This is a genomic window from Klebsiella sp. R445 (assembly GCF_051131755.1).
Lineage (GTDB): Bacteria > Pseudomonadota > Gammaproteobacteria > Enterobacterales > Enterobacteriaceae > Klebsiella > Klebsiella lignicola.
In genome coordinates this window covers 4,606,850-4,628,715 of sequence record NZ_CP180446.1, presented here as the reverse complement: position 1 = coordinate 4,628,715, position 21,866 = coordinate 4,606,850, and the positions used below count along the sequence as shown (strand labels likewise).

Genomic DNA, 21,866 nt, shown 5'->3' with positions numbered 1-21,866 from the left:
TGCCCCGGCTTTTTTACGCCCGTAGATCGCTGAGCGGACGTGGCTTACCGATTAAATACCCCTGCAAATAGTCGACGCCTAAGGCCAGTAGCGTCTCTTTCTGCTGTTCCGTCTCCACAAACTCCGCGACCACCGACAGGTTTTTGACTTTCGCCACGTCAATGATGGATTTAATCATGATGGCATCCAGCGGGTCGCGTCCGAGGTCGCGTACGAAGCAGCCATCAATCTTCACGATATCCGCCTGCAGCCGCTTTAACCGTTCGAAGTTGGCATAACCGGTACCAAAGTCATCAATGGCGATGGCACAGCCAAAGTCCCGCAGCTGCTGAATGTTATGCATGCTTTCCCCTGCATCGCTGAACGCCTGCTCTTCGGTGATCTCGATGGTGATGGCCTCCGGCGACAGCTGATAACGTTTAAACAGGGCGATAATCTGCGCTGAGCTATTGTTTTGCATCAGCGTATAAGGCAGTAAATTGACGGAGAAGTGCTGCCCTGGGTGCTGGTGTAAGGTACTGAAGAGCGTCTCCAGCACCAGCATGTCAAAACGCTGGCTCAGGTTGAACTGAACTATCAAGGGAATGAACTGGTCCGGGGCGATCATCACGCTGCCGCACTGCATGCGCGTCAGAATTTCGTAATACCCTTCCCCGGCCGCATTCTGAATAGGCTGGGCATACAGCACCAGACCGCGTTCATTGAGCGCACGCTTCACCAGGGTGAGCATCCGCACTTGTTCGCTGGTCTGGTCGGACACATGCTCTTGCGCCGCATCCAGCGCCAGCACCTGGCGACCGCTCCCGGCCTGCTCCGACAGCCAGCTCAGTTGACCCAACATCGGATGAAGCTCTTCTTCTACGCCACGGTATTGCCCCCAGGCGGCGCCAAACTCTAATTCCAGCATCTGGTTGTGCCAGCTGTATTTCTTGTGATTGAGCATGGCGACAATGTGGGCCAGCCGCGCCACAGGATCAGGGCCGCTTAGCACCAGCAGTAGCTCGCTACCGGGTAGCTGAAACAGGTCGTCTTTCTCCCCCAGCAACGGCTGTACCTTACTGGCAATCTGCCGTTTGCAATGCACCCGCATCATCATGCCGTAATGGCGGCTGAGGAAGTCGAGGTTTGCGATCCGCAGGCTGCTGATGACGAAATCGCCCTCCTGGCGCAAATAGCACTCCAGCGCACGCAGATTGGGTAATCCGGTTAACGGGTCCTCCTGCGCCTGGTCACGCCATTTGACCTTGATTCTTTCATTCTGCCCATAAATATCAACCATATAAAACAAACAGATGGTGAAGGAGATCAGCACGGACAGCACGAACGATATTGAATACTCAGTCTGTACGCCCTGGAGAAAATTGCGGTTATAGACCACCAGCAAAAAGGCCGACACCGACCACGAAATGCGAATTAATACATTTCCAAGATGCCGAATGCCAATAAAATACAGAATGAAGATCAGCGGCACTAAATAACCGGCTATATAGTCAGAATTATAAGGTGCGCAGAGCACCAGTAATATTGCCGCCAGCGCCATAAACCAATACAGCGTAAAGGCCCGGTGTTTCCGGGTAAACCACGGTTGGCAATGTCGATGCCAGAATACTTTGGCATAATGTGGATTGATAACCATCCGCATTGGATAATAGAAAAACGTCGTAAATATTAATGCCGCGCCAATCAAACTCTGAATATCAATTATTGTATAAACTGCCGGCATCCCTTTGAAATAGCTGGATATGCTTAATGGGAACGAGAAATAGACGCCCACCAGATACATCGTTAATTTCATCAGTATCGGGGCAAAAAAGCCGCCCCAGAAGATCCTCATCCCCATCAGCCTGGCAGAGAAGCCTGCACGCCAGCGTTTGCCCACAAGCGCCCGGACAATCAGGCACGACACCAGTACTGAAAACAGCTGACAGAATAATATGAGCACCGCCTGCAGCGGCGTCATTGAAAGAATAAAGTGGTTGGTAATGGCAAAGGCGATAATTAATGGGGCGACAGCATAGCGGCCGAAAATAAATATAACAGCGTACATCATGCTTAATGGCAGCCAGGCGAGGAATACTTCATTTCCATCAACGAGGGCTACAGGTGAAATAAATCGGGCTAATGGAATAGAGATTAAACAAACAATGAGCGCGAGTAAAGTTTTCTTGATATTAATGTTAAATTTATCAATCATTATTGTTAATCAAAACTCCAGCACTCGGGAACATTATTTCGCCAATAGAAATATTAAAATGAATAATTATACCAGGCAAGTAATTTACCTGATGAAAAATCTTAAATTACATTTTCTTCTAAAGGTTGTGAAATACTGACCAAATCTGAAAAAGGCTTACAGTGACGGGAGAAAACAAAAAACCCCCGCCGTAGCGAGGGTTTCGAATTTTGGTGGAGCTAAGCGGGATCGAACCGCTGACCTCTTGCATGCCATGCAAGCGCTCTCCCAGCTGAGCTATAGCCCCACAGATGTTTTACGAACCAAACCTGATGGGAACAGAGTTTGGTGGAGCTAAGCGGGATCGAACCGCTGACCTCTTGCATGCCATGCAAGCGCTCTCCCAGCTGAGCTATAGCCCCTAACCGTAAAACGTGTCGTGTTGACGGGCGGCATAATATGAATTCCTTCATCTGGTGTCAACGGCAAAATGACCCCTCGCTATTTGATCGCTGAAAAAGCAGGCAACACGCTGACATTGCGAGCCTTATCGCAGGGAGACGTTAAACATGTCACCCTTTCATGTAAAAGGATGCTATAACATGGACAACTAATTCCCACATATTTACTCAGGAAATAGTATGCTCAAGGAACGAATGACACCTGAAGAAATCGCCCACCTCACCGGCTTCAGTCGGCAGACGATCAATAAATGGGTACGTAAAGAGGGGTGGCAAACCTCCCCTCGTCCAGGAGTACAAGGTGGAAAGGCTCGTCTCGTGCACGTAAATGAGCAAGTAAAAGCGTTTATTCGCAGCGCCCAGCGTGTGGCAGAGCCAGCTCCTTCTTATTCTACCGTCGAAAGCGACCTTGAACCCCTGCTCCTGACGCTCAGTAAAGAGATGACTCCTGGCGAACAAAAACAGCTGATGTCATTACTTTTGCGTGAAGGCATTACCGGGCTACTCCAGCGTCTGGATATTCGTGACCAGTAACATCATGATGAAATTAAAAGATAAAATGACCCCAGCAGAGTTGGCGGATTGTCTTGGCCTTGCCAGACAGACGATTAATCGTTGGGTCAGAGAACAACACTGGCGCACGGAAGCCATTCCCGGTGTGAAAGGTGGTCGCGCACGTCTTATCGTGATTGATAAGCCGGTCCTCGATTTTCTGGCCAACATACCGGCACTGCGGCATCTGCTTACCGACTATCAGCTGGCAGAACCTTCCGGCCATTATGTCGTAAGTGAAACCGATGCCATCTGGCGGCAGATCACCGAAATCCTGCATTTGATGACGGCGGAAGAACAACAGCACCTGCGGGATCTACTTGTCCGTGAAGGGATCAGCGGCTTTTTGTCACGTCTGGGCATTGCCAGCCAAAAATAAGCAAAAAAAAACGGCAGGAGAGAACCCGCCGTTTTGTTAAGCCTGCAATCAGGATTGCTGGCTTTCGCGTTCAGCAATAAATGCCAGCGCTCTGTTAATACGTTCTACGCTACGGGTTTTACCGATAGCATGGACCGTTACGTCAAGAGCCGGTGACTGACCAGCGCCCGTTACCGCCACGCGCAGCGGCATCCCGACTTTACCCATCCCCACTTCCAGCTCATCAGCCGTTGCCTGAATGGCGTGGTGGACGTTTTCTGCCGTCCAGTCGCTGAGGGCAGCGAGTTTATCGCGCACCACTTCCAGCGGCTGACGCGCAACCGGACGCAGGTGTTTCTTCGCCGCGTCGGCATCAAACTCGGCAAACTCTTCATAGAAGTAACGGCAGCTTGCTGCCATCTCTTTCAGCGTTTTGCAACGTTCGCCCAGCAGAGTAACCAGCTCAGACAGCTGCGGACCGGTACGGGTATCGATATTTGCCTGCTCAATGTGCCACTGCAGGTAGGTCGCCACATATTCCGGCGCCATCGAATTGATGTAGTGATGGTTCAGCCACAGCAGTTTGTCGGTATTGAACGCGCTGGCAGATTTGCTTACTGCACCCAGTGAGAACAACTTGATCATCTCTTCACGGCTGAAGATCTCCTGATCGCCGCTGGACCAGCCCAGACGCACGAGGTAGTTCAGCAGTGCTTCCGGCAGATAGCCATCATCACGATACTGCATGACGCTGACCGCACCGTGGCGTTTGGAGAGTTTTTTACCATCATCGCCATTAATCATCGACACATGGGCATACACCGGGACAGGTGCATTCAGCGCTTTCAGGATGTTGATCTGACGCGGGGTGTTGTTGATATGGTCTTCGCCACGGATCACGTGGGTGATCTCCATATCCCAGTCATCCACAACCACGCAGAAGTTGTAGGTCGGGGAACCATCGGTACGACGAATGATCAGATCGTCCAGTTCCTGGTTGCTAAACTCGATTGGCCCACGGATCTGGTCATCAAAAATGACCGAACCGTCCTGCGGGTTAGCAAAACGCACGACGCACGGCTCGTTATCAGCATGATGTTCGTGGCCGTGGCGGCAGCGCCCGTCATAACGCGGTTTCTCGCCCTTCTCCATCTGCTCTTCACGCAGCGCATCCAGACGCTCTTTGGAGCAGTAGCATTTATACGCCGTGCCCGCTTCCAGCATCTCATCAATAACGCTGTTGTAGCGGTCAAAACGTTTTGTCTGGAAGTACGGACCTTCGTCCCACTCCAGGTTCAGCCAGTTCATCCCATCCATGATGGCTTCAATTGCTTCCGGCGTTGAGCGCTCAAGATCGGTGTCTTCAATACGCAGTACAAACTCACCGCCGTTGTGACGAGCAAAAAGCCAGGAATAGAGAGCAGTACGCGCGCCGCCAACGTGCAGATAGCCTGTCGGGCTGGGCGCGAAGCGAGTTTTGATTTTCATGAATTGGCCTTACGTTTATAAAGATGCCGACAACCGGCAGAGTCCGTGGGTATTTATGGGTGATTATTCTAACACTGTGGGCTGATTCCTCAATGTTGTTCAGGTCTGAACGTCACGCTTTGCTATTTTTGTTTATAAATCATGCGCCACAGCCGCATTAACGATCGCATTGGCTAATTTTACGACGAACAAACAAATTATTTAGAAAAGGCGTTGACTCATTTTCAACTCTCCCTATAATGCGACTCCACACAGCGGGGGTGATTAGCTCAGCTGGGAGAGCACCTCCCTTACAAGGAGGGGGTCGGCGGTTCGAACCCGTCATCACCCACCACTACTTAGGTAGTCTCCGCCGTGTAACAAGAAATTGAGAAGTGGGTGATTAGCTCAGCTGGGAGAGCACCTCCCTTACAAGGAGGGGGTCGGCGGTTCGATCCCGTCATCACCCACCACTTTCTCGCCAGCTGGATTTCTTGTTAAAATTTGAAGTACCGAAGTGGGTGATTAGCTCAGCTGGGAGAGCACCTCCCTTACAAGGAGGGGGTCGGCGGTTCGATCCCGTCATCACCCACCACTTCGGGTCGTTAGCTCAGTTGGTAGAGCAGTTGACTTTTAATCAATTGGTCGCAGGTTCGAATCCTGCACGACCCACCAATGTAGAAAGGCGCCCTAAAGGCGCCTTTTTGCTATGCGCAATTCGTGTAGGATGAGAACCTGCTGCAGGTTCGAGTCGAACGAAGTGAGACAACGGAGCCGCTTGCGGCGACGGCCCGCAGGGCGAGTGAAGCGAGTCATCCTGCACGACCCACCAATGTAGAAAGGCGCCCTAAAGGCGCCTTTTTGCTATATGCAATTCGTGTAGGATGAGAACCTGCTGCAGGTTCGAGTCGAACGAAGTGAGACAACGGAGCCGCTTGCGGCGACGGCCCGCAGGGCGAGTGAAGCGAGTCATCCTGCACGACCCACCAATGTAGAAAGGCGCCCTAAAGGCGCCTTTTTGCTATCTGCAATATACAAGCCTGGCCGGCAATTACCCCGTCAGAGCCTCCACCAACTTTGTCAGCGCAGGCGTCGCCTGCTGCTGCTCATACACAATATATAAGTCTGCCGGAATACGTTCTTTTAATGGACGAAACACCACGCCTGGCCAGTTCATCTGCGCGTAGCTATCCGCAATTAGCGTAATGCCAATCCCCATACTGATTATCGCCAGCACGGTTTGCGGCTCAGTCACTTCACGAACGATCATCGGTGAAAACCCGGCGCTCTGGCAGACACGCTGCAAAAACGCCCAGTCAGTATGAATTGAGGGCATGGTCACAAAATATTCATCCCGCAGCGCTTCAAGCGGCACCGCATCACAGGCAGCCAGAAAATGATCATCCGGCATGGCGACCAAAAAAGATGACTCATGTAAGCGTAAGGCGATAAACCCTTCTGTCGGTTCAACGGCCATCCGCCAGATCCCCGCATCCAACTCACGCCGCTCAAGCAGCGCCATCTGCATCGTTGGCATCTTTTCACGAAAATGCACATCAACATTGGGATTGTCCTTTAAAAAGCGTCGCATTGCAGGCCGCATTTTCCCCCACATTGCAGTCCCCACAACGCCAAGCTCAATGCGGCCTGCTTCACCGCGTCCAATTTGCTCGACCCTTGCCAGTGCCTGGTTCGCGTTGGCCAACAGGCGACGTGACTCTTCCATCAGGATTTTACCCGCATGCGTTAGTACCACGCTGCGAGAATGGCGGACAAACAATAGCGTGCCAAGCTGCTGTTCCAGTTCCTTAACATGAATACTTAACGGGGGTTGGGACATATTCAAACGTGCCGCAGCCCGTCCAAAATGCAGTTCTTCAGCAACGGCGAGAAAGTAACGCAGCAACTTAAGATCGATACGGTGAGTTCGCTCCATCACAACTGCACTCCATAAACAAGAGAGGGTAATGTATGGAATTTACCACACCGCCTAGTGAAAAATGAATTTAACGACGAGGTACCCAATGTACATGAACACGATGCTAAGTACGCCTGGCAGTACATTTGGCGCGGGGATCGGCAGGCGGCACAGTGTAAATAGAGCACCAATGCCAAAACCAATACCTGATGAGAAAATAATATCTTTCATTACCTATCCTTGCAGAAAAAAGACTGGCGAGCATCCCCTCGCCAGCTGAAGAGAATTAATGAGTCAGAGGCTTCATCGCTATTTTTTCTGGTTCATGTTTATACTTAAAGAACAGTGCAAAAATAACCGCCAGCGCCAATGAATAGGCAGCAAACAGTAGCCAGATGGTTTGCCAATCTTTCACTCCGTCAACAGAGAAATAATCCACCGCCATGCCGCTTAAAATCGATCCGACCCATGCGCCAACCCCGTTAACCATGGTCATGAACAACCCTTGAGCACTGGCGCGAATATTAGAACTCACTTCCTGCTCAACGAAAACTGAGCCAGAAATGTTAAAGAAGTCGAATGCGCAGCCGTAAACAATCATCGACATCAGTAGCAACACGAAACCAAGTGGTGACGGATCGCCAAAAGCAAAGAAACCAAAGCGTAAAGTCCACGCCAGCATGCTCATCAGCATCACCGTTTTGATGCCAAAGCGTTTAAGGAAGAACGGTATGGTAAGGATAAAACCCACTTCTGCCATTTGCGAAACAGAAAGCAAAATGGAGGGATACCTGACGACAAAGCTGTCGACAAACTCTGGATTGCGGGCAAAATCGTGCAGGAAGGGGTTACCAAAGACGTTGGTAATTTGCAGCACGGCCCCGAGCATCATCGCAAACAGAAAGAAAATCGCCATGCGCGGATTTTTAAACAGTACAAATGCATCCAATCCCAGCTTGCTGGTAAGCGTTGTGACAGCTTTCTTCTCAGCCACCGGGATCTTCGGTAACGTGAATGCATACATTGCCAGAGCCAGTGAAGCGCCGGACGCAATATAGAGCTGCGCGCTGCTCAGCTCCAGTCCCATCAGGCTTACCGTCCACATAGCAACAATAAAGCCAATGGTGCCAAACACACGAATGGGCGGGAATGCGGTAACCGGATCCTGCCCGGATTGCGCAAGACAAGAATAAGAGACGCTGTTAGATAACGCGATTGTCGGCATATAAGCCATTGCGTTAATCAGCATCACCCAGAACATCGTATCCGGGTCGGTGACGGTGGTGGCATACAGCAGCACCCCAGCGCAGACCAAATGACAAAGCATATATGCGCGTTCGGCGCGTAGCCATTTGTCGGCAATAATCCCCATAATGCCGGGCATAATAATGGCCGCCAGCCCTTTGGAGCTATAAACCATCCCAACATTTGCACCAGTAAAGTCGAGAGTGTTTATCATGTAAGACCCCAGGGTTACCAGCCAGCTTCCCCAGATAAAATATTGCAAAAACGACATGACCTTTAATCGGGACGCAATACCCATTTTTCGTTCCTTGTCGTAGAGATAGAGTAAAAGAAAGACCCCGTGTACGGGGTCATTTTTATTATGAATTTCAGTCCAACTTACGTAAGAAGCCGCAGATAAGGTTTATAAAGTTCTGACGAGAAAGTTCAGCCGCGGCAAGGGTTTGCGCGTGGGATAATTTCACATCGCCCAGGCCTTCAGCCAAATTGGTGATAGCAGAGACCGCCACCACTTTCAGGCCGCAATGGCGTGCAGTAATCACTTCCGGCACTACCGACATTCCCACCACATCACCGCCGATAATCTGCATCATGCGGATTTCCGCCGCCGTTTCAAAGTTCGGTCCAGGATAGGAAACAAACACGCCCTCTGTAAGCTGAAAGCCCTCTTCTTTTGCAACGGTCTGAAGTACGGCTCGATAGTCCGTATCATAGGCATTGGCCAGAGAGAAGAAGCGATCGCCAAAGCGCTCATCATTCACTCCAACCATCGGCGTACCCGGCATGGTGTTAATATGGTCGTTAAGCGCCACCAGGCTGCCTGGCCCCACTTCAGGACGCAGAGAACCTGCTGCATTGGTACAAAAAAGAAGTTCGCAGCCCAATAGTTTTAATGTACGAATGGCATCTGTCATAATGGTCATACCGCGACCTTCATAAAAGTGCCCACGCCCTTTCATACAGGCAACCGGTACGCCTGCCAAATGGCCAAGAACCAGTTCTCCAGCATGCCCATGGACGGTACTAACCGGAAAACCAGGCAGCTTCTCGTAAGAAATCGCCACCGCATCTTCAATTTGTTCAGCCAGCACGCCTAAGCCAGAGCCAAGAATAAACGCCACACGCGGCGTAAAATCTGGTTTATAACCACGAATGATGTCTGCGCTATACCAGGGATTCTGTGAAAAAAAAGAATGGCTCATGATAGATCCTCAAAACTGAATAATCGGAGAAAAACTGAGTACCCTCTTTTTATAACGATAGTGGACAATCATTTACCAATACACTTTCTCATCGCGATCGATATCCCTTTTATATTGATTTCACAAACTGAATTCATAGCAATCCCCTATTAATTATCAATAATTTAGTATTGGATTTACATCTTTTCTTTTGCATAAGATGTTGTCCGCTGGGGCCCACGGCAAAATACAATAATTATCCTCAATTTATATTTCTGCCAGATGGAATACCTCATGAATAAAACGCTTATCAAATTAAGTTTTGCCGCTGCATTGATTTTACCCCAAACCGTCCAGGCGGAATTTAAAGGCGGTTTTGCCGATATAGGCCTGCATTACCTCGACTGGACAGCAAATACCACTGAGAAATCCGCTAAAAAATCCCACAAAGATGATTTTGGCTATCTGGAACTTGAAGGCGGGGCGAATTTTAGCTGGGGGGAAATATACGGGTTCTTCGATTGGGAAAACTTCTACAACGGTCGCCATGACAGGCCTGGCAGCGAGCAGCGCTATACCTTTAAAAATACCAATCGTATCTATCTTGGTGATACCGGGTTAAACCTCTATTTACACGCCTATGGTACCTATGGTTCCCCTGAACGAAGGAATTTCCATGATGATATGGTCCTCTACGGCTTTGGGTATAACGTCACCGGCAACGGTTACTGGTTTAAACCCTTCTTTGCCAAACGCTATACTGAACAGACTTATTATACGGGTGACAATGGTTATGTTCTGGGCTGGGTAGCAGGATATAACTTCCTGTTGGGCAGTGAGAAATTCACACTAACTAACTGGAATGAGTATGAATTCGACCGCGATGCAAGCTATGCTGCCGGTAATGGCGGTAAGGATGGTCTTAACGGCGCGGTGGCGATGTGGTGGAACGTAACGCCTAATCTGACCGCTGGCATTCAGTATCGCTACGCGAAGAATAAGCTTGGGGAAACCTTCCTCCAGGATGGCATTATTTACTCCCTCAAATATCAGTTTTAACCTCTTTTGCCTGCCGGAACGGCAGGCTGACTACATCTGATAGAGCGGATCCTTCGCCCGACCTGCGGCCAGCTCGCTGGCCTGCGCTCTGACGACTTCCCACAGCACCTCTGCCGCCGTAGATAATGAGCGGTTTTTACGTCGTGCCAGCATCAACTGGCGTTCCACAATCGGCGTCAATCGTTTCACCACTAACTGACTTCCTTGCGGAAGCGGCAATGCCAGAGCGGGCAGGATACTGATACCGATCCCGGACTCCACCATCGGAAACAGGGTCGCGGGATGGCCAATCTCCTGCACGATGGCCGGTTCGATCGAAAAATGCTGTAACGCCGCATCAATTAGCGGACGGCTACCAGAGGCATAATCCTGTAGCACCAACCGCTGATGCTGTAGCTCCTGCCAGCTCACCGAGTCCTGTCTGGCAAAAGGATGATCGCTACGACAAAGCAGTAGAAAAGGCTCGGCAAGAACCGTCTCGCACTGTAAATCGGTTGCAGCGCCGGGATCGATAACGATGCCGAAATCCACGTCGCCCTGACGAATACTCTCCAGAACCCATTGCTGGGGGCGATCGTGGAGGACAAAACTTATCTCCGGGTAACGCTGATTGCTGTGCGCGATACATTGAGGGATCAGGTGCGCTGAAATCGTCTGGCTGGCCGCAACGCGGACGGTTCCCGAAAGCTGCTGCCCTACCCGCCCGGCATCACGCAGCGTGCTGTTTAGCTCATCCAGCAGACGTTCAAGGCGACCGGCCAGTTGCTGGCCGGCTTCCGTCAACGCCACCTCCCGGGTGGTACGATCAAGCAAGCGCACGCCGGTCTGGTGTTCCAGCTCTTTGACGCTATGACTGACCGCTGACTGGCTGAGACCAATAATTTCCCCTGCCCGGCTGAAACTCTTTACCCGCGCAACGGTGACGAAGACCTTTAACTGACGTAGTGAGTAATTCATCTCTTTTATTCATGAATAGATGCAATAAATCAATTTTATTTCTCAAAATAGAAAAAGCACAATAGCAACATCGATTTTCAGGAGCGTTTATGAAACTTTTCCGCATTCTTGATCCATTTACCCTTACCCTCGTGACCGTGGTACTGCTGGCCTCTTTTTTCCCGGCCCGCGGCAACTTTGTCCCCTTCTTTGAGTATCTGACCACCGCCGCCATCGCGCTGCTGTTTTTCATGCATGGTGCCAAACTCTCCCGCGAGGCGATCGTCGCCGGGGGAAGCCACTGGCGTTTACACCTGTGGGTTATGTGCAGCACCTTTGTGGTCTTCCCGGTTTTAGGGGTACTGTTCGCCTGGTGGGCGCCGATTAACGTCGACCCGGCGCTGTATACCGGCTTTATTTATCTGTGCATCCTGCCCGCCACCGTCCAGTCAGCGATTGCCTTTACCTCACTGGCCGGTGGTAACGTCGCAGCGGCCGTCTGTTCGGCGTCGGCATCGAGCCTGCTGGGGATCTTTGTATCGCCGTTGCTGGTCGGGTTGCTGATGAACCTGCACGGTGCAGGAGGGAGCGTAGAGCAGGTAGGGAAAATTATGCTGCAACTGCTGCTGCCGTTTGTACTTGGACACCTGTCTCGTCCGTGGATTGGCGATTGGGTGGCGCGGCATAAAAAGTGGATCTCAAAAACCGATCAGACCTCAATTCTGCTGGTGGTCTACTCGGCGTTCAGCGAAGCGGTCGTTAACGGCATATGGCACAAAGTCGGCGTTGGCTCGCTGCTGTTTATTGTTATTGTCAGCATCGTGCTATTGGCGATTGTGATTGCTATCAACGTCTTTGTGGCGCGCAGATGCGGGTTCAATAAAGCCGATGAAATCACAATCGTCTTCTGCGGTTCGAAAAAGAGTCTGGCAAACGGCATTCCGATGGCCAATATTCTCTTCCCGACGTCAATTCTGGGGATCATGGTGCTGCCGCTGATGATCTTCCATCAGATTCAGCTGATGGTTTGCGCCGTGCTGGCACGTCGTTATAAGCGTCAGGCAGAAGCGTTGCAGGCGCAGGAAAAAACCCGCGCCTCTGAAGCTTAACGCGGCTGCTTTAAGGGCTGAACCAGTTGGGTCAGCCCTTCGGTTTTAATCAACAAGGTTAACGCCATCAGCTCGCCAAGATGCCCGGCAGGAAACTGATCCTTGCGGGCAAACCACAGCAAATACTCTTCCGGCACATCAATCAGGCGACGACCTTTATATTTGCCAAACGGCATTTCCGTATTGGCAATCTCGATGAGCTGCGCTTTATCCATGTTAATCTCCCAGCAGACGCAGCATTTCGGCTTCGTCGATCACCTCGATACCGAGCTCCTGCGCTTTAGCCAGCTTAGAACCCGCCGCTTCCCCGGCGATCACCAGATCGGTTTTTTTCGATACGCTGCCGGCCACTTTCGCCCCCAAGGCAACCAACCGTGCCTTCGCGTCGTCGCGCGACAGCTGGCTCAGGCTGCCGGTCAGCACCACCGTTTTACCGGCGAACGGACTATCGATTTCCTCGGCATTGACCACCACCGGCGCAGGCCAGCTGACGCCTTCGGTCCGCAGTTGAGCAATCACATCGCGGTTGCTCTCTTCAGCGAAGAAGTTGAAGACGTGCGTAGCGACGACGATCCCGACATCCTGAACTTTTTGCAGCTCTTCAATAGAAGCCTGCTCCAGCGCTTCGATAGTGCCAAAATAGGCCGCCAGCCCCGCCGCCGTGGCTTCGCCTACCTCACGAATGCCCAGCGCGTACAGGAAGCGCGCAAAAGTGGTCTGTTTGGATTTTTCCAGCGCATTCACCACGTTTTGCGCGGATTTCGGCCCCATTCGATCCAGACCCGTAAGCTTACCGGCGCTCAAGCGGAACAGATCGGCCGGCGTGTGGACATACTCTTTCTCCACCAGCTGGTCGATGATTTTATCCCCCATCCCTTCCACATCTAATGCACGACGGGAGACGAAATGTTTTAAGGCCTCTTTACGCTGCGCACCGCAGATTAACCCGCCAGTACAGCGCGTAACCACTTCACCTTCCACGCGTTCAACATCCGAGTTACAGACCGGGCAATGGGTCGGAAATTCGATTTCACGCGTATCGTCCGGGCGTTCAGACAGCACAACATTCACGACCTGGGGGATCACGTCGCCTGCACGACGAATCACCACTTTATCGCCAATGCGCAGACCCAGACGGGCAATTTCATCGGCGTTATGCAAGGTGGCGTTGCTCACCAGAACGCCTGCCACATGTACTGGCTCCAGGCGTGCTACCGGCGTGATCGCCCCGGTGCGCCCAACCTGGAACTCCACATCACGCACGAAGGTCATCTGTTCTTGTGCCGGGAACTTAAAAGCAACGGCCCAGCGCGGTGCCCGGGCAACAAATCCCAGCTGCTCCTGTAACGCCAGGGAGTCAACTTTGATCACCACGCCATCGATATCAAAGCCTAAATGCGGGCGGTCCTGCTCGACCTTATGATAGTAAGTAAGTACTTCCTCTGGGGTGTGACACAGTTTCACCCGGTTGCTCACCGGCAATCCCCACGCCTTAAACTGCTGCAGGCGGCCGGAATGGCTTTCCGGCAGTACTCCGCCATCCAGCACGCCCACGCCGTAGCAGAAGAAAGTAAGTGGTCGCTTCGCTGTAATACGCGGGTCAAGCTGACGCAAAGAACCTGCCGCCGCATTACGCGGGTTGGCAAACACTTTTCCGCCGGTGCGGCGGGCTTCCTCGTTAATTTTTTCAAAGCCGGCCTGCGGCAGGAACACTTCACCGCGCACTTCCAGGCGCGCCGGAATGTTGTCGCCGCGCAGCTTCAGCGGGATGGCGCGAATCGTTCGGACGTTGGAGGTAATATCCTCGCCGGTGGTCCCGTCACCGCGCGTTGCGGCCTGAATCAATACGCCGTTTTCATACAGAATACTGACCGCTAACCCATCCAGCTTCAGCTCGCAGCAATAGACCAGATCATCGCTGCTCTTCAGCCGGTCCTGAACGCGCTTGTTGAAGGCCAGGAAGCTCTCTTCATCAAAGACGTTATCCAACGACAGCATCGGTACGTCATGGCGAATCTGGCTGAATGAGGCCAGCGGAGTCGCCCCGACGCGTTGGGTTGGTGAATCAGAGGTAATCAGTTCCGGATGGCTGGCTTCCAGCTCACGCAGTTCGCCCATCAACCGGTCATATTCCGCATCGGGAATCTCCGGGGTATCCATAACATGGTACAGATATTCATGATGGCGAAGCGTGGTTCGCAGTTCAGTCAGTTTTTGTTCGATCGGTTCCATATCGCACCATCAATGATAAAAAACCCCCGGCAGGCGGGGGTTCTGGATTGGAAGACGAAACGCCAGGAGAAAAAATCAGGCGTTGGCCTCTTTCACTTCACGAATACGGTCTTGATATTCGCGCAGCTTTTGCGGAGTCATCATCCGACGCTGATCGTCCAGCACGACACCACCAACTTCGTCAGCAATGTACTGTGCAGATTGCAGCATCAGCTTAAAGTTTTGCAGTTCATCACCAAACGACGGGACCTGCATAAAGATAGTCACGCCAGGCGTGGTCATATCCGCCATGCCATCCGGATTGAACGTACCCGGTTTAACCATATTTGCCAGGCTGAACAGCACCTGACCGCTGCCGTCCGGGCTAAGGTGGCGATGGAAAATGTTCATGTCGCCAAATTTAAAGCCCGCCTGCTGAATGCTGTTGATCAGCACTTCGCCGTTAATCTGCGTGCCCTGATGCGCGGAGACGTTCATCACAATGACCGTTTCTTTACGCTCTTTCGGCTGAGGAGCCGGTTCAGCGACCTGAGGTTCAGGAGCTGGCTGAGGCTGCGCGGCGGCCGGTTGTGGCGGCGCGACAGGCTGCGTTGGCTGAACAGGCACCGGCTGATGCGACGGCGTGTTCTGCTGCACCGCGGGCTGCTGAGGCGGTGGCTGATATTGCGGTGGTACAGGCTGCTGCGCGGCAGGCTGCGGTTGCTGCGTCACCTGAGGTTGTGGAACCTGATGCTGCACAGGCTGCTGGCGTACCGGCTCTTCCGGGCGCACAGGTTGCTGAACCTGACGCTCATAAGGAGGCTGATATTGGTGTTGCGGCGGCGCCTGACGAGGAGCTTCTTGCTCACCGTGCACGCCAGTAGGGGCGTGATTAACCCGGTGAACGCGAACTTCACCCACGCCTTCAACATCGTCATCAACGTCATCGCTCTCAGACTCTTCGTCATCGCGAGACTTCATACGTTTCAGTGGGCGATCGCGAAACATCGAGGAACGTTCTTTACGGCTGGTCCAAAAACCGTGTACCAGTAAAGCGAGTATGGCGATCGCGCCAACAATGATTAATATCAGACGCAAATCCTGCATCATTATATTCTCTGTTGTTCTAACACCTTGCCACCACGGCAAACATTTACTTACTAAGAGTATTTGTCGATTACGTCGAGTGCAAGTGCGTCTGCCGCTTTCACCACATAAAGATGAACTAAATCGTGCTTTTTGCTGTTTTTTCGAACATTTCCTAACTGGTTATTGTCTGGCAACCCGATAAAATAAGCGGGCATTCAGTCTGAATGTCAAAACAGGAGCATTGCCTGACCATGGTTTCAACATCCGCATCTACCCCGCGTAGTGGCGTCTACTATTTTTCACAGGGCTGGAAACTGATCGCTCTGCCCGGCATTCGTCGTTTCGTCTTTTTGCCTTTATTAGTCAACATTGTCCTGATGGGCGGCGCCTTCTGGTGGCTGTTTACACGCCTCGATAGCTGGATCCCGTCGTTGATGGGTCACGTGCCCGAATGGTTACAGTGGCTGAACTATCTGCTGTGGCCTATCGTGGTTATCTCGATCCTGCTGGTGTTCGGTTACTTTTTCTCAACGATTGCAAACTGGATTGCCGCCCCGTTTAGCGGCCTGCTCGCCGAACAACTGGAAGCCCGCCTGACCGGCGCCACCCCGCCGGACGTCGGCGTTTTCGGCATCATGAAAGACGTGCCGCGCATTATGAAGCGAGAATGGCAGAAGCTGTCCTGGTACCTGCCACGGGCGATCGTATTGCTGATCCTCTATTTCATCCCGGGCATCGGCCAGACCGTGGCACCGGTACTGTGGTTCCTGTTTAGCGCGTGGATGCTGGCCATCCAGTACTGCGACTACCCGTTCGATAACCATAAAGTGCCCTTTAAAACCATGCGCGAGGCGCTGCGTACCCGTAAGGTGACCAATATGCAGTTTGGCGCCCTCACCAGCTTGTTCACGATGATCCCCGTTCTGAACCTGGTGATTCTGCCGGTCGCTATTTGCGGGGCAACGGCCATGTGGGTCGACTGCTATCGCGATAAACACGCGATGTGGAAGTAACTCCCTCTCCCTTCGATAACTGCTTCAGGCCAATGGCACGATGGCCTGAAGCAGAACCGCTATATGCCGGGCCTTATTCCTTCTGGCTCATCATTATTTCCCTTCCGAATATAGATATGCTATTTCCTTACTTCCGCATATTCCTTAAGCGGGTATGCTGGAGCCGTACTCCCAAATTTCATACAGTTAAGGACGGGCCATGAGTAAGATTTTTGAAGACAACTCCCTGACTATCGGCCACACGCCGTTAGTACGACTGAACCGAATCGGTAACGGACGCATCCTGGCGAAAGTCGAGTCTCGCAACCCGAGCTTTAGCGTGAAATGCCGAATCGGTGCCAATATGATTTGGGATGCCGAAAAACGCGGTGTGCTGAAAGCCGGCGTCGAGTTAGTTGAGCCGACAAGCGGCAACACCGGGATTGCTCTGGCCTATGTTGCGGCAGCGCGCGGCTATAAGCTGACGCTGACCATGCCGGAAACCATGAGTATTGAACGTCGCAAGCTGCTGAAAGCGCTGGGAGCCAACCTGGTGCTGACCGAAGGCGCGAAAGGCATGAAAGGCGCCATCCAGAAAGCCGAAGAGGTTGTCGCCAGCGACCCGGAAAAATATCTGCTGCTGCAGCAATTCAGCAACCCGGCCAACCCGGAAATTCACGAAAAAACCACCGGCCCGGAAATCTGGGAAGATACCGACGGTCAGGTTGATGTGTTCATCGCAGGCGTCGGTACCGGCGGTACACTGACCGGCGTGAGCCGCTACATCAAAGGGACCAAAGGCAAAACAGATCTGTTCTCCGTTGCGGTGGAACCGACCGACTCCCCGGTTATCGCTCAGGCGCTGGCTGGCGTGGAGCTGAAACCAGGCCCGCACAAAATTCAGGGTATCGGTGCCGGCTTTATCCCTGGTAACCTTGATCTGAAGCTGATCGATAAAGTCGTGGGCATCACCAACGAAGAAGCCATCTCCACCGCTCGTCGTCTGATGGATGAAGAAGGTATTCTGGCGGGTATCTCTTCCGGTGCGGCCGTCGCCGCAGCACTCAAACTGCAGGAAGATGAGGCCTTTACCAATAAGAATATTGTGGTTATCCTACCGTCTTCAGGTGAGCGTTATTTAAGCACAGCGCTGTTTGCCGATCTCTTCACCGAGAAAGAACTGCAACAGTGATGCCATCCGGCTAGTATCGTGTAAAAAAGCACCTTTTTAGGTGCTTTTTTGTGGCATACGTCAAAGTTTTACCCCTCCTGGCATTGATTCACCGCGTAGGGTCTGGTATTTAACCAACACATTTATTTTGATGCGCGAAATTATTCAAAATCGGATTTCCACGTGCTGAATCGATTTTATGATTTGGTTCAAGTCTTCCTTTCGCTGCATAATGTTTAATGACGTGCCAGACGTCAACGGCCAGATGGTCCTCACAGCGAACACGCTGTTGACACCTTAGCCAGACACGTAACGCCGGCGCTAACAATACAGGCTAAAGCCTCGCCGTTAGGCTAGACTTTAGGTCCACAACACTAAACCTATAAGTTGGGGAAATATAATGTTCCAGCAAGAAGTTACCATTACCGCTCCGAACGGTCTGCACACCCGCCCTGCTGCTCAGTTTGTTAAAGAAGCGAAAGGCTTCACTTCTGAGATCACTGTGACCTCCAACGGCAAAAGCGCCAGCGCCAAAAGCTTGTTCAAACTGCAAACTCTGGGTCTGACTCAGGGTACCGTTGTAACCATCTCCGCTGAAGGCGAAGATGAGCAAAAAGCAGTTGAGCATCTGGTAAAACTGATGGCTGAACTCGAATAAGTTCACGGGTTCTTTTTAATATCAGTCACAAGTAAGGTAGGGTTATGATTTCAGGCATTTTAGCATCCCCGGGTATCGCTTTCGGTAAGGCTCTCCTGCTGAAAGAAGACGAAATTGTCATCGACCGGAAGAAAATTTCTGCCGATAAGGTTGACCAGGAAGTCGAACGTTTCCTGAGCGGCCGCACCAAGGCCTCCGCCCAGCTGGAGGTCATCAAAACCAAAGCTGGTGAAACTTTCGGTGAAGAAAAAGAAGCCATCTTCGAAGGGCACATCATGCTGCTGGAAGATGAGGAGCTTGAGCAGGAAATCATAGCCCTGATTAAAGATAAGCACATGACTGCCGACGCGGCAGCCAATGAAATTATCGAAGGTCAGGCCACTGCGCTGGAAGAGCTGGACGATGAATACCTGAAAGAACGTGCCGCTGACGTACGTGATATCGGTAAGCGTCTGCTGCGCAATATCCTCGGTCTGGCAATTATCGATCTGAGCGCAATCCAGGACGAAGTGATTCTGGTTGCAGCCGATCTCACCCCGTCGGAAACCGCACAGCTGAACCTGAACAAGGTGCTGGGCTTCATCACCGACGCTGGTGGCCGTACTTCCCACACCTCTATCATGGCGCGTTCTCTTGAACTGCCGGCCATCGTGGGCACCGGTAGCGTCACCACGCAGGTGAAAAACGGCGATTATCTGGTCCTCGACGCGGTCAATAACCAGGTTCTGGTTAACCCGACCAACGAACAAATCGAAGAACTGCGCAATCTGCAGGCCCAGGTCGCAGAAGAAAAAGCGGAGCTGGCTAAGCTGAAAGATCTGCCGGCGATTACGCTGGACGGACATCAGGTTGAAGTCTGTGCCAACATTGGTACCGTACGTGACGTCGATGGCGCAGAGCGCAACGGCGCAGAAGGCGTAGGCCTGTATCGTACAGAATTCCTGTTCATGGACCGTGACGCGCTGCCAACTGAAGAAGAACAGTTCGCCGCCTACAAAGCGGTTGCTGAGGCCTGTGGCTCTCAGGCCGTTATCGTACGTACCATGGACATCGGCGGCGACAAAGAACTGCCGTACATGAACTTCCCGAAAGAAGAGAACCCGTTCCTCGGCTGGCGTGCCGTGCGTATCGCGATGGATCGTAAAGAGATCCTGCGTGACCAGGTTCGCGCCATCCTGCGTGCTTCCGCTTTCGGTAAACTTCGCATCATGTTCCCAATGATCATCTCTGTTGAAGAAGTGCGTGCACTGAAGAAAGAGATTGAGATCTACAAGCAGGAACTTCGTGACGAAGGCAAAGCATTCGACGAAACCATCGAAGTCGGCGTGATGGTTGAAACACCAGCCGCGGCAACGATTGCTCGTCATTTAGCAAAAGAAGTCGATTTCTTTAGTATCGGAACCAATGATTTAACGCAATATACTCTGGCAGTTGACCGTGGTAATGATATGATTTCACATCTTTACCAGCCAATGTCACCATCTGTCCTGACGCTGATTAAGCAAGTTATTGATGCTTCTCACGCTGAAGGAAAATGGACTGGCATGTGTGGTGAGCTTGCGGGCGATGAACGTGCTACACTTCTGTTGCTGGGTATGGGGCTGGACGAATTCTCTATGAGCGCCATTTCCATCCCGCGTATCAAGAAGATTATTCGTAACACGAACTTCGAAGATGCGAAAGTATTAGCAGAGCAGGCTCTTGCTCAACCGACAACGGACGAGTTAATGACGCTGGTTAACAAGTTCATTGAAGAAAAAACAATCTGCTAATCAACGAGATGCGCGGCCCAAATTACTGCTTAGGAGAAGATCATGGGTTTGTTCGATAAATTGAAATCTCTGGTTTCTGATGACAAAAAAGACTCCGGAACTATTGAGATTGTTGCTCCGCTCTCTGGCGAGATCGTCAACATCGAAGACGTGCCGGATGTAGTTTTTGCGGAAAAAATTGTGGGTGATGGCATTGCTATCAAACCTACCGGCAACAAAATGGTAGCGCCGGTAGATGGTACCATCGGTAAAATCTTTGAAACCAACCATGCATTCTCTATTGAATCTGATAGTGGTATCGAACTTTTCGTTCACTTCGGTATTGATACCGTTGAGCTGAAAGGCGAAGGCTTCAAACGCATTGCCGAAGAAGGTCAGCGTGTGAAAGTCGGTGACCCGGTCATCGAATTCGATCTGCCGCTGCTGGAAGAGAAAGCCAAGTCTACCCTGACTCCGGTTGTTATCTCCAACATGGACGAGATCAAAGAGCTGATCAAACTGTCCGGTAGCGTAACCGTGGGTGAAACCCCGGTCATTCGCATCAAGAAGTAATTCTTGCCGCAGAAAAAATGGCGCCTTCCGGCGCCATTTTTTTATCGCAGAGACCTCACGCCAGCGGCGGTAGAATCAGCTCATCGCAGCCATGTTGCGCAGTCCAGGTCATCACCGCCAGAACGCGTTGCGCCGCAGCGTGCGTCGCTTCTCCCAGCGCCAGACCAGAAACCAGCCCGCTAATCAGCTCGGCACAGAACAAATCGCCGGTTCCCTTCAAATCCGTTTCGACCCGCGGATGGACCACCACTTCAACAGAATCCGCCGTTACCACCAGCAGGTTAATCGTCGCGTTGTCGATGCCTGGCGCGCTGGTAATGACCACCCACTTCAAGGTATCGGATAACAGGCTACGCGCGGCAATCACCGCCTCCTGCTGATTATGACATGGCATCCCGCTCAGCGTTTCCAGCTCAAACAGGTTCGGCGTAATACCCTCGGCCAGCGGCAGCAGATGCCGACGATAGGCTTCCGGGATTTCGGCCTTCACGTAGATGCCGCTATCCACATCGCCAATCACCGGATCTACAAGAATACACAGATGAGGATGAGATTCGCGGATTCGGTGTAACCACTGCGCCAGGCGTTCAATCTGTATCGCACTGCCCATATAACCCGTAGTCACCGCCCGCAACTCACGCAGCGCATCGCGCTCCTCAAGGGCTTGCAGATAGCCCACAAACCACGCTTCCGGGATCACCCCGCCGTAGAAGGTATCGTAGTGCGGAGTATTGCTGAATAACACGGTCGGCACCGCCATAACCCGCAGTCCATGCTGTTTAATGGCCGGTACCGCAATACTGTTGCCGACGCTACCGTACACCACCTGCGACTGCACAGCGACGATATCGACCTGTAGCGCCCGGCTCTTGTCATTGAAGAGCACCGATTGTATTTCGTCTTGCTGGCCCATCCCTTCTCCCCCCGCTGGACAGCGGGTCACACCCTGATTATCATTCGTC

20 protein-coding genes, 6 tRNA genes and 2 other RNA genes are annotated in these 21,866 nt (G+C 52.0%); 15 read left to right on the top strand and 13 right to left on the bottom strand.

From position 1 onward, the window contains the following. Window positions 1–13: 13 nt before the first annotated feature. The 3 genes from ACMYSN_RS21895 to ACMYSN_RS21885 form a co-directional block, all read right to left on the bottom strand. Window positions 14–2,194: a sensor domain-containing phosphodiesterase gene (locus ACMYSN_RS21895; protein ID WP_462496147.1), complete on the bottom strand. Its 2,181-nt coding sequence runs from the start codon at window positions 2,192–2,194 to the stop codon at window positions 14–16. A 210-nt stretch (window positions 2,195–2,404) separates the two neighbouring features. Beyond that, window positions 2,405–2,480 (bottom strand) — tRNA-Ala (locus ACMYSN_RS21890). Between the two features lie 39 nt (window positions 2,481–2,519). Continuing rightward, window positions 2,520–2,595, bottom strand: a tRNA-Ala gene (locus ACMYSN_RS21885). A 219-nt stretch (window positions 2,596–2,814) separates the two neighbouring features. Between ACMYSN_RS21885 and ACMYSN_RS21880 the strand changes: the two genes are divergently transcribed. Together ACMYSN_RS21880 and ACMYSN_RS21875 are read left to right on the top strand one after the other, a co-directional pair. Then, window positions 2,815–3,168 carry a YfeC-like transcriptional regulator gene (locus ACMYSN_RS21880; protein WP_123755307.1) on the top strand — a complete coding sequence of 118 codons (354 nt, stop codon included), beginning with the start codon at window positions 2,815–2,817 and terminating at the stop codon, window positions 3,166–3,168. A 4-nt stretch (window positions 3,169–3,172) separates the two neighbouring features. Next, window positions 3,173–3,565: a MerR family transcriptional regulator gene (locus tag ACMYSN_RS21875; protein WP_462496146.1), complete on the top strand. Its 393-nt coding sequence runs from the start codon at window positions 3,173–3,175 to the stop codon at window positions 3,563–3,565. A 48-nt stretch (window positions 3,566–3,613) separates the two neighbouring features. On the opposite strand, the gene gltX is transcribed toward ACMYSN_RS21875, so the two are convergent. Further along, window positions 3,614–5,032: a glutamate--tRNA ligase gene (gene gltX, locus ACMYSN_RS21870; protein WP_462496145.1), complete on the bottom strand. Its 1,419-nt coding sequence runs from the start codon at window positions 5,030–5,032 to the stop codon at window positions 3,614–3,616. Between the two features lie 258 nt (window positions 5,033–5,290). Between gltX and ACMYSN_RS21865 the strand changes: the two genes are divergently transcribed. The 6 genes from ACMYSN_RS21865 to ACMYSN_RS21840 all read left to right on the top strand — a co-directional run bounded on the left by ACMYSN_RS21865 (window position 5,291) and on the right by ACMYSN_RS21840 (window position 6,000). Next, window positions 5,291–5,366 (top strand) — tRNA-Val (locus tag ACMYSN_RS21865). A 42-nt stretch (window positions 5,367–5,408) separates the two neighbouring features. Continuing rightward, window positions 5,409–5,484: transfer RNA gene (locus ACMYSN_RS21860), tRNA-Val, on the top strand. 46 nt (window positions 5,485–5,530) lie between these two features. Next, a tRNA-Val gene (locus ACMYSN_RS21855) sits at window positions 5,531–5,606 on the top strand. A gap of 4 nt (window positions 5,607–5,610) precedes the next feature. After that, a tRNA-Lys gene (locus ACMYSN_RS21850) sits at window positions 5,611–5,686 on the top strand. Between the two features lie 31 nt (window positions 5,687–5,717). Next, a non-coding RNA gene (locus tag ACMYSN_RS21845) (RtT sRNA) lies at window positions 5,718–5,843 on the top strand. 31 nt (window positions 5,844–5,874) lie between these two features. Next, window positions 5,875–6,000, top strand: a non-coding RNA gene (locus ACMYSN_RS21840) — RtT sRNA. A gap of 62 nt (window positions 6,001–6,062) precedes the next feature. Here the strand turns inward: ACMYSN_RS21840 and ACMYSN_RS21835 are convergent. The 4 genes from ACMYSN_RS21835 to xapA form a co-directional block, all read right to left on the bottom strand. After that, a complete protein-coding gene (locus ACMYSN_RS21835; RefSeq protein ID WP_462498310.1) occupies window positions 6,063–6,947 on the bottom strand; it encodes a LysR family transcriptional regulator in 885 nt (294 codons plus the stop codon). Between the two features lie 54 nt (window positions 6,948–7,001). Then, window positions 7,002–7,160 carry a DUF1427 family protein gene (locus ACMYSN_RS21830; protein ID WP_462496144.1) on the bottom strand — a complete coding sequence of 53 codons (159 nt, stop codon included), beginning with the start codon at window positions 7,158–7,160 and terminating at the stop codon, window positions 7,002–7,004. Window positions 7,161–7,215: 55 nt separating this feature from the next. Continuing rightward, complete coding sequence (locus tag ACMYSN_RS21825) at window positions 7,216–8,472, bottom strand: nucleoside permease (protein WP_462496143.1); 1,257 nt, start codon at window positions 8,470–8,472, stop codon at window positions 7,216–7,218. Between the two features lie 70 nt (window positions 8,473–8,542). Next, complete coding sequence (gene xapA / locus ACMYSN_RS21820) at window positions 8,543–9,376, bottom strand: purine-nucleoside phosphorylase (RefSeq protein WP_462496142.1); 834 nt, start codon at window positions 9,374–9,376, stop codon at window positions 8,543–8,545. A 273-nt stretch (window positions 9,377–9,649) separates the two neighbouring features. Here xapA and ACMYSN_RS21815 point away from each other — a divergent pair, with 273 nt between their 5' ends. Next, window positions 9,650–10,414: a nucleoside-specific channel-forming Tsx family protein gene (locus ACMYSN_RS21815; RefSeq protein WP_462496141.1), complete on the top strand. Its 765-nt coding sequence runs from the start codon at window positions 9,650–9,652 to the stop codon at window positions 10,412–10,414. A 30-nt stretch (window positions 10,415–10,444) separates the two neighbouring features. Here ACMYSN_RS21815 and ACMYSN_RS21810 read toward each other — a convergent pair whose 3' ends face one another. Then, complete coding sequence (locus ACMYSN_RS21810; RefSeq protein ID WP_462496140.1) at window positions 10,445–11,371, bottom strand: LysR family transcriptional regulator; 927 nt, start codon at window positions 11,369–11,371, stop codon at window positions 10,445–10,447. Window positions 11,372–11,460: 89 nt separating this feature from the next. On the opposite strand from ACMYSN_RS21810, the gene ACMYSN_RS21805 reads away from it, so the two are divergent. Further along, window positions 11,461–12,459, top strand: a complete 999-nt coding sequence (locus tag ACMYSN_RS21805; protein ID WP_462496139.1) for a bile acid:sodium symporter family protein — start codon at window positions 11,461–11,463, stop codon at window positions 12,457–12,459. On the opposite strand, the gene ACMYSN_RS21800 is transcribed toward ACMYSN_RS21805, so the two are convergent. From ACMYSN_RS21800 to zipA, 3 genes are all read right to left on the bottom strand, one after another. Beyond that, window positions 12,456–12,674 (bottom strand): DUF3820 family protein, encoded by a 219-nt coding sequence (locus tag ACMYSN_RS21800; RefSeq protein WP_013878164.1) that lies wholly within the window; start codon window positions 12,672–12,674, stop codon window positions 12,456–12,458. The genes ACMYSN_RS21805 and ACMYSN_RS21800 overlap by 4 nt on opposite strands. 1 nt (window position 12,675) lies before the next feature. Further along, a complete protein-coding gene (ligA, locus tag ACMYSN_RS21795; RefSeq protein WP_462496138.1) occupies window positions 12,676–14,691 on the bottom strand; it encodes an NAD-dependent DNA ligase LigA in 2,016 nt (671 codons plus the stop codon). Window positions 14,692–14,766: 75 nt separating this feature from the next. After that, on the bottom strand, window positions 14,767–15,780 hold the full coding sequence (zipA, locus tag ACMYSN_RS21790; protein ID WP_462496137.1) for a cell division protein ZipA: 1,014 nt from the start codon (window positions 15,778–15,780) through the stop codon (window positions 14,767–14,769). A gap of 230 nt (window positions 15,781–16,010) precedes the next feature. On the opposite strand from zipA, the gene cysZ reads away from it, so the two are divergent. The 5 genes from cysZ to crr all read left to right on the top strand — a co-directional run bounded on the left by cysZ (window position 16,011) and on the right by crr (window position 20,904). Beyond that, window positions 16,011–16,772 (top strand): sulfate transporter CysZ, encoded by a 762-nt coding sequence (gene cysZ, locus ACMYSN_RS21785; RefSeq protein ID WP_462496136.1) that lies wholly within the window; start codon window positions 16,011–16,013, stop codon window positions 16,770–16,772. 199 nt (window positions 16,773–16,971) lie between these two features. Continuing rightward, window positions 16,972–17,943, top strand: a complete 972-nt coding sequence (gene cysK / locus ACMYSN_RS21780) for a cysteine synthase A (RefSeq protein WP_462496135.1) — start codon at window positions 16,972–16,974, stop codon at window positions 17,941–17,943. A 379-nt stretch (window positions 17,944–18,322) separates the two neighbouring features. After that, window positions 18,323–18,580, top strand: coding sequence for a phosphocarrier protein Hpr (gene ptsH / locus ACMYSN_RS21775; protein WP_000487600.1), 258 nt, complete (start codon window positions 18,323–18,325; stop codon window positions 18,578–18,580). A 44-nt stretch (window positions 18,581–18,624) separates the two neighbouring features. Continuing rightward, window positions 18,625–20,352: a phosphoenolpyruvate-protein phosphotransferase PtsI gene (gene ptsI / locus ACMYSN_RS21770; protein ID WP_123755315.1), complete on the top strand. Its 1,728-nt coding sequence runs from the start codon at window positions 18,625–18,627 to the stop codon at window positions 20,350–20,352. A 42-nt stretch (window positions 20,353–20,394) separates the two neighbouring features. Beyond that, on the top strand, window positions 20,395–20,904 hold the full coding sequence (gene crr / locus ACMYSN_RS21765; RefSeq protein ID WP_003861316.1) for a PTS glucose transporter subunit IIA: 510 nt from the start codon (window positions 20,395–20,397) through the stop codon (window positions 20,902–20,904). 55 nt (window positions 20,905–20,959) lie between these two features. On the opposite strand, the gene pdxK is transcribed toward crr, so the two are convergent. Continuing rightward, on the bottom strand, window positions 20,960–21,817 hold the full coding sequence (pdxK, locus tag ACMYSN_RS21760) for a pyridoxine/pyridoxal/pyridoxamine kinase (protein ID WP_462496134.1): 858 nt from the start codon (window positions 21,815–21,817) through the stop codon (window positions 20,960–20,962). Window positions 21,818–21,866: the final 49 nt, after the last annotated feature.